The organism is Gillisia lutea, assembly GCF_021568705.1.
Taxonomy (GTDB): domain Bacteria; phylum Bacteroidota; class Bacteroidia; order Flavobacteriales; family Flavobacteriaceae; genus Gillisia; species Gillisia lutea.
Genome location: NZ_JAKGTH010000007.1, coordinates 274,440 through 286,613 on the forward strand (window position 1 = coordinate 274,440; position 12,174 = coordinate 286,613).

The 12,174-nt window shown below is 37.9% G+C and carries 9 protein-coding genes; 6 read left to right on the forward strand and 3 right to left on the reverse strand.

Annotated features, from left to right (window positions below; genetic code table 11):
- Positions 1 to 120 precede the first annotated feature (120 nt).
- The 3 genes from L1I30_RS05610 to L1I30_RS05620 all read left to right on the forward strand — a co-directional run bounded on the left by L1I30_RS05610 (position 121) and on the right by L1I30_RS05620 (position 2,836).
- The gene (locus L1I30_RS05610) at positions 121 to 975 is read left to right on the forward strand and encodes an OmpA/MotB family protein (RefSeq protein WP_236133283.1); all 855 of its coding nucleotides are present in this window, start codon (positions 121 to 123) and stop codon (positions 973 to 975) included.
- Between the two features lie 33 nt (positions 976 to 1,008).
- Positions 1,009 to 1,962: a 1-phosphofructokinase family hexose kinase gene (locus L1I30_RS05615; RefSeq protein ID WP_236133284.1), complete on the forward strand. Its 954-nt coding sequence runs from the start codon at positions 1,009 to 1,011 to the stop codon at positions 1,960 to 1,962.
- A gap of 112 nt (positions 1,963 to 2,074) precedes the next feature.
- Positions 2,075 to 2,836, forward strand: coding sequence for an SDR family NAD(P)-dependent oxidoreductase (locus tag L1I30_RS05620; protein WP_236133285.1), 762 nt, complete (start codon positions 2,075 to 2,077; stop codon positions 2,834 to 2,836).
- On the opposite strand, the gene L1I30_RS05625 is transcribed toward L1I30_RS05620, so the two are convergent.
- Together L1I30_RS05625 and L1I30_RS05630 are read right to left on the reverse strand one after the other, a co-directional pair.
- Positions 2,833 to 4,557 carry an adenosylcobalamin-dependent ribonucleoside-diphosphate reductase gene (locus L1I30_RS05625; RefSeq protein WP_236133286.1) on the reverse strand — a complete coding sequence of 575 codons (1,725 nt, stop codon included), beginning with the start codon at positions 4,555 to 4,557 and terminating at the stop codon, positions 2,833 to 2,835. The genes L1I30_RS05620 and L1I30_RS05625 overlap by 4 nt on opposite strands.
- Before the next feature lie 17 nt (positions 4,558 to 4,574).
- Positions 4,575 to 7,214: a cation-translocating P-type ATPase gene (locus L1I30_RS05630; RefSeq protein ID WP_236133287.1), complete on the reverse strand. Its 2,640-nt coding sequence runs from the start codon at positions 7,212 to 7,214 to the stop codon at positions 4,575 to 4,577.
- 317 nt (positions 7,215 to 7,531) lie between these two features.
- Between L1I30_RS05630 and L1I30_RS05635 the strand changes: the two genes are divergently transcribed.
- The 3 genes from L1I30_RS05635 (at position 7,532) to L1I30_RS05645 (ending at position 10,948) form a co-directional block, all read left to right on the forward strand.
- Positions 7,532 to 8,953, forward strand: a complete 1,422-nt coding sequence (locus tag L1I30_RS05635; RefSeq protein ID WP_236133288.1) for an MBL fold metallo-hydrolase — start codon at positions 7,532 to 7,534, stop codon at positions 8,951 to 8,953.
- 15 nt (positions 8,954 to 8,968) lie between these two features.
- Positions 8,969 to 9,634: a peroxiredoxin gene (locus tag L1I30_RS05640; protein ID WP_236133289.1), complete on the forward strand. Its 666-nt coding sequence runs from the start codon at positions 8,969 to 8,971 to the stop codon at positions 9,632 to 9,634.
- Positions 9,635 to 9,700: 66 nt separating this feature from the next.
- On the forward strand, positions 9,701 to 10,948 hold the full coding sequence (locus tag L1I30_RS05645; RefSeq protein ID WP_236133290.1) for an NAD(P)/FAD-dependent oxidoreductase: 1,248 nt from the start codon (positions 9,701 to 9,703) through the stop codon (positions 10,946 to 10,948).
- Between the two features lie 69 nt (positions 10,949 to 11,017).
- On the opposite strand, the gene L1I30_RS05650 is transcribed toward L1I30_RS05645, so the two are convergent.
- Positions 11,018 to 12,166 (reverse strand): efflux RND transporter periplasmic adaptor subunit, encoded by a 1,149-nt coding sequence (locus L1I30_RS05650; protein ID WP_236133291.1) that lies wholly within the window; start codon positions 12,164 to 12,166, stop codon positions 11,018 to 11,020.
- Positions 12,167 to 12,174 lie beyond the last annotated feature (8 nt).

A 12,174-nucleotide genomic window follows, 5' to 3' on the forward strand; every position in this document is an offset into this window, starting at 1 on the left:
TATATGATATAAAAAGTTGAAGATCAGGCAGGTTAAAGTATGATATATATCATTTTATATTTCTTTTTTTGTAAAGTTATTTGTAGATGTAACTGCTTTAAAATTTGAAATATTCTAATCATGAAAAGTTTAAAATTTATAGTTATAGGCTTGGGCTTATTACTTGGCTCCTGTGTGAGTCAGAAGAAATATACCGAACTGCAAACCCGCTCTCAGGCGTGTGAAGATAATTTGAAATCAAAGCAAAGGGAGCTAATTGTTATGGAAACCAGTCTTGCTAATAAAAGTAATAAGGTGAAAAATTTAGAGCAGCAAGTCGATTATTTCAAAACAACCAATACCAACCTTTTAGAACGATTATCTGATCTTGCCGTGGTAAGTAAGTCGGGTGCCGAAAATATAAAAAAATCTCTTGAGGCTTTAAATGAACAGAACCGATATATAAAGGATCTTACTACATCTATGCGTAAAAAAGATTCTCTCAATCTGGTACTGGTTATGAATTTAAAACGCTCTTTAGATGATTTTGATGATGAGGATATAAATATTGAAGTTAAAAAAGGAGTGGTTTATATATCAATTTCCGATAAAATGCTTTTTAGATCTGGTAGCTACAGAATTAGTGACAGGGCCGAGGAAGTAATAGGAAAGATAGCCAAGATTGTGAATGACCATAAAGAACTGGACATATTAGTAGAGGGGCATACCGACAATGTTCCCATTTCTACCGAATGTATGGTAGATAACTGGGACTTAAGCGCAAAAAGAGCAACATCAATTGTACGGCTAATGCAAATCAAATTTGGAGTGCAACCGGCTAGAATGACTGCGGGGGGCCGTTCAGAATATATACCTAAGGCAACAAATGAAACAGTGGAAGGTAAAGCTAAAAATAGAAGAACAGAGATCGTGATCCTTCCAAAACTGGATCAGTTCTTTGAATTACTGGAGCCACCTCTAAATAATTCAAACTAAGGTTAAGGAAGGTGTAAAGTTCAAAAATTTACTATGAAAAGGGTCCTGACACTTACTTTAAACCCGGCTATCGATAAAAGTACAGAAGTAGCCGGAATTAAACCCAATAGTAAATTGCGGTGTGCTGTCCCCGTTTACGAAGCCGGTGGCGGTGGGATAAATGTCTCCAGAGTTATAAATAATCTGGGAGGTAGTTCTTTAGCCGTTTTTTTAGCTGGAGGATCCAGCGGCGTTCATTTAATTAGCTTACTTAAAAAAGAAGGAATCACGCAACGGGTAATCCCAATAAAAGAGTGGGTACGGGAAAATCTAGCGGTTATGGATACCTCTAATAACTTACAATATAGATTTGGGATGCCCGGCGCGACAGTAAGTGAAAAAGAAAGGCAAGAGGTTTTAAAGCAGCTGGAAATACTACTGCCCGAAGTAGATTTTTTAGTGGCCAGTGGAAGCTTACCACCGGGAATACCTGAAGAGTTCTTTACTACTATTGCTTCACTGACAAAGAAAAATAAGGTTAAATTAATTTTAGATACTTCCGGGCGTGCTCTAATTAGAGGAGCTGAAACCGGGGTTTTCCTATTAAAACCCAATTTAGAAGAATTATGCACCTTGGCCGGAGTAGAGAGCGTAGCAGGTTTAGAGGTGGAGGAATTAGCAAAACAATTAATAAATAAAGGGGTTAGCGAAGTAATTGTTGTCTCTATGGGGGCAAGAGGAGCCGTATTGGTCTCTGCTAAAGAAGTTGAATATATAGCAGCTCCAACAGTGCATCAAAAGAGCACGATTGGTGCCGGAGATAGTATGGTTGCAGGAATGGTATACAGTCTTGCCTTAGGAAAATCATATTCAGAAATGGCAAAATACGGAGTAGCCTGTGGGACCGCAGCTACCATTAGTCCCGGAACTCAGCTCTGTACCCGGGAAGATGCTAATAGACTTTACAACTGGATAACAGCAAATAAAACGATTAATAGGAAGAGCTAGACGGCTTCGCTTTAGAAATTACTCAACTAGAAATAAATCTAAATATCAATTGTTATAAAGACAAATCCCCCTTTACTCAATTAAAATAGTATAACTTTTAAAATACAAGGTCATGGACAATCTAAAGAATAAAGTAGCTATAATTACTGGTGGAGCAGGTGGTATTGGTACAGCTACAGCCCAGTTGTTTTTGAAGGAAGGAGCCCAGGTAATGCTAGTGGATAAAAATGAAGAGCAATTAAAAAAGACGGTTAAAGACTTAAATACATCAAACGTATCCTATTGCCAGGCAGATGTTTCCAAAACAACTGAAGTAGAAAAATACGTAGCCGAAACCCTCAAAAAATTTAAAAAGATTGATATTTTCTTCAATAATGCCGGGGTCGAGGGCAAATTTATGCCGCTTGCTGATTATTCTGAAGAGGTTTTTGATAAAGTAATTGCAGTCAACCTAAAAGGAGTGTGGCTGGGCTGCCAAAAAGTTATGCCAAAAATGGAAGATGGAGGTAGTGTAATTATAACTTCATCGGTAGCCGGATTAAAAGGCTTTCAAGGATTGGGAGCTTACGTAGCAAGTAAACATGCCGTGGTGGGCGTAATGCGTGTTGCTGCTTTGGAATTTGCAGAAAGAAAAATTCGTGTGAATACCGTGCACCCGGGACCTGTAAACAATAGGATGATGCGTTCTATAGAAGAAGGGATATCTCCCTCTAAACCTCAAATCGCGCAAAAAAGTTTTGAAGATGCAGTACCGCTAAAACGTTATGCTGAAAATAAGGAAATTGGGGAAATGGTATTATTTCTAGCTTCCGATAAAAGTAAATATATTACCGGGACTACACAGGTGGTAGATGGCGGTATGACCATAGCTTAGATATCACAGCTCAAATTGGTATCGGGCCCGCATTTTTGAAGAACTTGCCCGGGTTTACTGCCATATCTGTAAATGGTAATTCCTTTTAGCTGATATTTCCAGGCATTCATATATATATCAGAAATGGTTTCGGGAGTCGTGTTTTCGGGAAGGTTGATGGTTTTGGAAACAGCATTATCAGTGAATTTCTGAAAAGCTTTTTGGTGTAATAAATGATATTTCCAGGGAATCTCTAAACTGGTTCTAAACAAGTGTTTCAACTCTTCCGGAACACCTTTTATATGCTGAACGCTGCCTTTTTTAAGCACTTCCTCGTTAAGAGTTTTGTTCCAAAGCTTTTCCTGTTTCATAGTATTAATAAATGGGGTATTTATTTCGGTTTGGGTTATTCCATTCAAAATTCCTACTCGTTTGTATGCCAGTGCAAATAGAGGTTCAATAGAATAGGAAGCATCGGCAATAACTGCTATAGATCCTGTAGGAGCAATACTATTGCAGGTGGCGTTCCTTAAAAGAAATGTTTGGGGATGGCTGCTTTTTCTGAATTCGGGGAATTCTCCTTTTTCTATGGCCAGGTCATGAGATGATTTATAGCTGTGCCCCTGGATGAATTTAATGAGCTCTTCAGCAAGTAAAAGTGCTTTGGTACTGGCATAAGGAATTTTTAATAAGAGTAACATTTCGGCCCAGCCCATAACTCCCAATCCAATTTTTCTGTGTGCTTTAGTAATTTGTTCTATTTCGGGCAGTATATAATAATTGGCATCAATAATATTATCTAAAAATCGTATTGCCAATCGTGTGGTCTCAGCAAGTTTCTCCCAGTCTATACTCGAGATACCATTCACTATCTTAATCATCTTAGAAAGATTGATAGATCCAAGATTGCAGCTTTCATAATCTAATAAGGGCACTTCCCCACAAGGGTTGGTGGATTGTATTTCTCCTGATTTTGGAAGCGGATTGTGTTTATTGATAGTATCCAGGAAAATGAGTCCCGGATCGCCTGAGTTCCAGGCCTGATTTACGATTTCCTGCCATAGATATGCTGCCTTTACTGTCTTTCGAACCTCTTTGGATGCCGGATCAAGCAATTTCCAATCTTTATTTTCCTGAACAGCCAGCATAAAAGCATCGGTAATTCCCACAGAAAGATTAAAGTTCTTTATAGCATCAGAATTAGATTTAGATGTAATGAACTCTTCAATATCGGGATGATCAACATTTAAAATCCCCATATTAGCGCCTCTTCGTTTTCCTCCTTGTTTCACATATTCGGTAGCAACATCAAATATTTTAATAAAGGCCAAAGGTCCCGAAGAAGTACCTCCAGAAGCATCTATCCAACTTCCTTTTGGGCGTAATTTTGAAAAATTGAAACCTGTTCCACCACCGCTTTGATGGATTAACGCAGCATTTTTAAGACTTGTAAAAATACCATTTAAACTATCTTCTACCGGTAAAACAAAACATGCACTCAGCTGCCCGTCCCGGGTTCCCGCATTCATGAGAGTGGGGGAATTTGGCAGAAAATAGAAATTGCTCATTAGCTTATAAAAGCGTTGTTTCCAAAGCATAAAATCTTCTTTTTCTACAACGGCTACGCATTTGGCTACGCGCTCAAATAGTTGCTTAGGGGTTTCTATAGCCATACCCTGTGCATCTTTTAAAAGATAGCGTTGAGATATAATTTCCAAAGCATTTTTAGTGAAGCCTATCATGGTTATACAATTTGATATTAATCGGAAATTTTAAGACGTTTCAAAATTTGCGTTAGCACCAAAGAGCCTATCGCAAAGATAATAATGGTTAAAAGCTGCTCTAAATTGAGAGAATCCAGAGATAATACTCGGGCTAATATGGGGGTGTTATATACTGCCAGCATTATAAGAATAGAAAATAACAAAGATGCCCACACCCATTTATTGTTGGTGATTTCATTTTTAAAAAAAGAGACTTTTCGGGAGGCTATATTAAATACATTGAGCAATTGGGCCAGTACAAGTGTATAAAAGGCCATATTATTCACAATAATGGGCGATAGTTTTAGATAGGTACTGGTATAAACCGTTATTCCAATTACGGCAGCCGTTATGGAAAGTCCGTATATAACAGTAGATAACCATAAAGTACCGGTGATAATGGGAGTTTCCGGGTCTCGAGGAGGCCGCTCCATGATAGATATCTCTCCTCGACCCATTCCCAAAGCCAGGGCGGGAAAAACATCGGTAACGAAATTGAGAAACAATATTTGCAGTGGAAGCAGGGGCAAAGGCAAATTTGAAACGGCAGCGATGGCCACAGCAATGATTTCTGCCAGGTTACAGGATAAAAGGAAAACGACGAAGTGCCGAATGTTGTCAAAAATATTCCTACCCTGACGAATTGCTAATTCGGTTGAGGTAAATTTATCATCCATTAAAATAACATCTGCCACTTCCTGTGCAGCATCAGATCCACGTATTCCCATAGCTATTCCAATATCTGCTTTTTTTAGGGCAGGGGCATCGTTTACACCATCTCCAATCATTCCCACAATAAAATTATGCTGCTGAAAGAAATTTATAAGCTCTAACTTTTGCTTGGGAACCACTCGTGCAAAAATTGTTGCCTGTAGGATTTGTGTTTCTAACTCGGGCGAAATCTGCTCTAAATTAGTTATAGAAGCCCCATGAATTACACTTTTAATAGAAGTGTCTTCGGGTAAAAGCCCTATTTCTTCACCTACTTTTTTAGCGGTTCCGGGATGGTCCCCGGTCATCATTATAACTTTTATGCCTGCATCTTTATAGGTTTGAATAGCCTGTTTTACGTCTTCTCTTGGTGGGTCAAGAAATCCAACGATTCCTACAAAAATTAGATCACTAATTAGTTGATTATTTTCAGGTTTGAAGGTTGTGTTTTTAAAGGCAAAAGCAAGATTTCTTAACCCTTGAGAAGCCATGGTGTTGGAAGCTAGCTCCCATTTTTTTCTATCTATTGATGAAATGATTCCCTCGTAGGTTAATACCCGGGTACAAGAATTTATTACATTTTCAAACGAGCCTTTAACACAAACCAAAAATGCATCTTTATCCTGATGTAAAGTTGCCATGATCTTGTTTTCGGCATCAAAGGGAATTTCTTCCAGCTCGGGATGGGATGCTCTAATTGTAGAGATATCAAATCCCATTTCCTGGGAAAAGTTTAGCAGTGCAATTTCAATGGAATCATCATTTTTACCATCTTCCAGAATGCTACTGTTATTGCATAACACACCAATTTCAACTATTTGATATAAGAGAGAATCTGTTTTCGATATTACACTTCTCTCTTCTTTAAAATTCCATTCTTTATTAAAAACCACTAAAGTATGCACGGCCATTTTATCTTCAGTAAGCGTACCGGTCTTATCGGTACAAATAATCCCGGTTTCTCCTAATGTTTGCACGGCTTCCAGCTTTTTAATAATCACTTTTTGTTTGGAAAGTCTTACCATCCCTCTAGCCAGAGAAATAGTAGCAACAATAGGCAGACCTTCAGGAATTGCAGCAATGGCCAGGGCTATGCCTATTTTTATCATGGGTATAAGTTCCTTTCCTTGCAGGTAGCCACTTATAGTTATAATAATTACCAGAACTAAGGTTAGCCATATTAATCGCCCACTCAGTTTATTGAGTTTATGTTCTAAGGGGTGTCGCTCTTTACCGGCTTCCTGGGTTAGAATATTTACCTGTCCTATCATAGTTTCATCTCCTGTTGCTACTATCACAGCTACGGCATTGCCTTTTTCTATGGTAGTTCCTTTAAATACCATGTTAAGTTGTTCGGCCAAGGGCGTTTCTACTGGAAGTGGAGCTATGTTTTTTTGAATTTGATTGCTTTCCCCGGTTAAAATAGCTTCTTTGACTGCCAATCCCTGATGGGAAATTATTCGTGCATCGGCCGGTACAATATTTCCGGAATGAAGATGGATGATATCTCCGGGAACCAGGGCATGAGCTTTGATCTTCCTAGAAATTCCATTTCTTAAAACATACGCGTTCGCCCGGGTGAGCTTTTGAAGAGATTCTACAGATCTTATGGCTTGCCATTCCATAAAAAAACCAATAAAAGCGGTAATTATAATTACTACCAAAATGGTAATACCTTCCAGCCACTCATCAAAAATAAAGGTCAGGATCATTGCTGATGCAAGGATATAAATTATTGGATCCAGCAACTGGTCCAGCAGGATGCGCCAAAGACTTTTTGGGGCTTTGGCACTAAGCGTATTGGGGCCGTAAAGCTTTAAGCGTTGTTTTGCTTCAATTGTGGAAAGACCCCGCGCCGGGTCTACCTCCAATTGTGAAATTACTTCGGTAACAGTTTTATTATATGGTTCTTGGATGGGTATCATATAAGTTATTATCCCGGGTTATATTTTTAGTAATATTCTTCAGCTGAAAATAGTAGCTCATAAAACCGTTTTTGCTTAGAATCAATAGTAAAACAGGATTCTTCCATCAACATTTTCAGCTTAAAAAGATCAATTAAAAGTATAAATAGGGGAAGGGATAAAAGATGACAAATGTCATTGTATTCCATACTTGAGCCGGATACTTTTGTGCTAAACCTTACTTATAGAGGTGATTATGCGTGCACTTGGTAACATAGGTTACTGTGGAACCTTCCGGTGCTGTTTAATTTTAAAAACTTAAAACTCAAAAAAATATCATGAAAGTAGAACAAATTTATACTGGTTGTCTTGCTCAAGGAGCATATTATATTGAAAGTAACGGAGAGGCAGCTATTATAGACCCCTTAAGAGAAGTAGCGCCATATATTGAAATGGCCAAACAAAGAAATGCGAAAATTAAATATGTTTTTGAAACACATTTTCATGCCGATTTTGTTTCAGGGCATATTGATCTTGCAAAGAAAACAGGGGCAGATATCGTATATGGACCTACTACCATGAAAACCGGATTCGACTTTATAATAGCAAAAGATGGGCAGGAGTTCAAATTGGGAAATTCTACCATTAAATTATTGCATACCCCCGGGCATACCATGGAAAGTAGTTGTTATTTACTAATAGATGAAAATGGAAAAGAAACCTCCCTGTTCACGGGAGATACCCTGTTTATTGGAGATGTTGGACGCCCAGATCTGGCTCAAAAAGTATTAAGCGAACTTACACAGGAAAAGCTGGCCGCTCATTTATACGATTCGTTAAGAAATAAGATCATGCCATTGCCTGATGATATAATTGTTTATCCCGGGCATGGTGCAGGAAGCGCATGTGGAAAGATGATGAGCGACGAAACCACTGATACCTTAGGGCATCAAAAGAAAGCCAACTATGCTTTGCGTGAAGATATGACACAGGAAGAATTTGTCGATGCTGTTTTAACAGGCTTAACACCACCTCCAGGATACTTTCCGCAGAATGTGTTGCTGAATATTAGAGGATATGAAAGTATTGATGAGGTGATTAAGAAAGGAACCAAAGCCTTAACTCCCAGCGCATTCGATATTTTAGTGCATAGTGGAAATGCGATTATTATAGACACCAGAGAGGCGCAAAGCTTTGCTAAAGAATTTATACCCGGCTCTTATAATATTGGTATAGATGGCAGCTTTGCTAATTGGGTAGGCACTACGATAATAGATGTTACAAAACCTCTACTTCTTGTTATAGATAAAGGAAGGGAAGAAGAGGTTGCCACTCGATTGGCAAGAATAGGTTTCGATAATTTACTGGGATATTTAAAAGGTGGTATTGAAGCTTGGAAAGCAGAAGGGAAAGAGTTAGATAGTATTAAATCTATAACTGCCAATGAACTGGCAGCTATTTCCAAGAAAGAGCCTGTTATTATTCTGGATGTGCGCAGAAATAGCGAATACAACAGTGAACATATTGTAGATGCCGAGAATACTCCATTAGATTATTTAACTGATAGTGTTAAGAATATCGATCCAGATAAAACCTATTATGCCCACTGTAGAAGCGGATACCGATCTATGGTCTTTGCATCTATTTTAAGAAGTAAAGGTTACAAAAACATTATAGATGTGCAGGGAGGAATGAATGCTATTAAAGACTCGAATAAATTTAAACTTACACAATACATGGCACCATCAACATTGTTGTAAATAATAGTTAAGATCATGGAAAACTTAGAAAAAGAATTTAGTATCATGCCACGAATTGGCGATGATGCACCAGATTTTGAAGCGGTAACCACCGCGGGTAAAATTATCTTCTCTGAATTTGGAGGAGATAAGTGGGTAGTACTTTTCTCTCATCCTGCCGATTTTACGCCTGTTTGTACTACCGAGCTAAGCGGATTTGCAGAAAGGAAGGAGGAATTTGAAGCCTTAAATACAAAACTTATTGGATTAAGTATAGATAGCATCCACTCACATCTGGCATGGGTAAACAACGTACATGAGAAAACGGGTGTTTATCTGGACTTTCCCATTATTGCCGACATAGATATGAAGGTAGCCAAACTTTACGGGATGTTACAACCCAATGAAAGTGAGACGGCAGCGGTTAGAGCAGTTTTCTTTATAGATCCTTATATGAAGATACGCCTCATAATGTACTATCCATTAAATGTTGGCCGAAATATGGATGAGATATTGAGGGCTTTGGAAGCTTTACAGGTTTCTGATAAATATAAAGTTGCCATCCCTCTTAACTGGAAAAAAGGAGATAAAGTAATTGTTCCGCCGCCTAAAACCCTGGAGCAAATGGAAAATAGAATTAAAGACACTTCTTGTGAAAAGATAGATTTTTACCTGGCAAAAAAAGATTTAAAAATCCACTAGCAGTGTTGGGAATGTTCTCTTAATATATCTGGAGAAATATTCTAAATCTTTAAAAAATACCTTCAGATGAAAACACATTATCAAATCTTGGTTATTGGAGGAGGCACTGCGGGAATAATGACGGCCAGCAGTTTGCTTAGAAAAAATTCGAGTTTGGAGATTGGTATCGTGGAACCATCTGAAAGCCACTGGTATCAACCTGCCTGGACCCTTGTGGGCGCTGGTACTTATAATTATGAGAAAACAAAAAGGCCTATGGCCTCCGTTATACCTAAAAGAGCTACCTGGATTAGAGACAGAGTGGTGTCTATTAATCCTGAAGACAATTCAGTGATTACTGAAGCGAATGGTAGTCTCACTTACGGTTATTTAGTGGTTGCACCCGGTTTAAAACTGGATCCAACTTTAGTAGAGGGTTTAACGGAGGCTATGGATACCGAAGTAGTTTGTAGCAATTATACCAACCCTAATCACACTTGGGAAGTTTTAAAAAAGTTTAAAGGTGGTACGGCACTGTTCATTCAGCCCCCAAAACCATATAAGTGCGGGGGAGCTCCTCAAAAAATAATGTATCTGGCAGATGATCATTTTAGGAAGTCGGGAGTTAGAGATAAAGCAAAGATCATATTTGCTACCTCTTCAGATATCATCTTTTCCGTAAAGGAAATTGCAGAGACCTTAATGAAGGTGGTAGATAGAAAAAAAATAAATGTGAAGTTTAGTCATGAGCTTAAAAAAGTAGATAGTAAGAAGAAAATTGCCTGGTTCGAAGTAAGTTTAAATAGTGTAGATCATAATCCCGTAATACTTCCTAAACTTGAAGAAAAAGGATTGGTTGGTATAAGGTATGATATGCTGCATGTGGTACCTCCTAATACTACACCAGATTTCATAAAGAATTCACTTTTAGTAGATGAAACCAAATGGGTAGATGTAGATCCATATTCACTTCAACATACCCGGTATCCCAATATTTTTAGCCTTGGAGATGTTAGCAATCTTCCTACATCAAAAACCGGCGCGGCTATTAGAAAACAGGCCCCAGTAGTAGTAAATAATATTCTTAGTCTTATAGCAGTGGGGAAACTAAGTTCTAAAAAATATAATGGTTACTCATCTTGTCCCTTTGTAACCGGATATGGGAAAATGGTCTTGGCCGAATTTGATTATAGCAAGAAATTTACACCAGATCCTAAATTGAAATTAATGCTTATTGGCGATTCTTCAAAAGAGCACTGGCGATTATGGATATTGAAAAAATATATTCTACCCTATTTATACTGGAATAAAATGTTGAAGGGGGCTGAGGTTTAAAGTACATTTTTCACGATAATTTAATAAGGCAAGGTTACGTTACCGTAATCTCGCCTTATTTATAAGCTACTATTCTCCGCTAATTATATTGAAAGCTCCTTTGGTTAAAAACTCATCGGTATCATTAAAGCTGTCTGTATTTTCAATACGCGTAAAACCATTGTACTCTTCCCTTATTTTCACTTCGTTTTTAGAAAAGAAATAGGTTCCATCCGTTTTTTTATCCAGTTTTAGGACATAGCTTTTGTTATCTATTGCGACAATGGCCTCATCGGGCAGTGCTTTTGCCATGTTCTTATTGGTAACAATTTGAGCTTCAACAAACATTCCAACGGCAAAATTAAGATCGCTATCATTTTCAAAATGACCGTGAACCTTTAGTGTTCTCGAATTTTCATCTACAGCAGTTCCTACCAAATGGACTTTGGCTTTAAATGTTTCGTTGGAAGCTTCAGGTACTCGAAAGATAATTTCCTGTTCCTTTTTCAATTTTAAAATGTCTTTTTCAAAAACAGACAGTTCCAAATGCATATGATCTATATTGATGATCTCAAGGATATTATCGGCTGGGGAAACATACATTCCCCTACTAACATTTACCTTAGTAATACTACCGCTTATGGGAGCATATAATCGAACTACGGAAGTAATATTACCGGCTTCCACATTCGCTGGATCAATAGAGAGCATAGTAAGTTTTTTGTGCAATCCGTTATACATGGCCAAAGCTCTTTTGTAATCACTCTCTGCTTTAAGGTAGTTCTTTTGAGAAGTGATGTTTTCATCCAGCAAAGTTCTTTGTCGTTGAAACTCCGATTTTAAATAGCTGAGCTGTTCTGCCACCTCCAGATATTCCTGTTGTATTTGCACAAAATCGGTATTTTCAATACTCACCAGAAACTGCCCTTTTTTTACAGCATCCCCAATTAACAAGGGTGTATCTTTAATATAGCCCCCCATAAAAGTGCTTACTACAGCTTTGTTTTGTGGAGGAACGTCTATCATTCCAGTAGCCTGAGTTATAGATGGAAATTCCTGTTCACTAAGTTTACCTAATTCCATCTCATTGCTTTCAAACTGAGTTTGAGTAAGCCTTAGTTCTTCCTGTATAATTACATTATTTTCGGAAGGTGTTTTAGCATCTTTTTCGGCATCTCCACAAGCAGTCCATAGAAAAACCGATGTTAATACAGATATTATATATAGAGTACGTGTCATTGAAATTA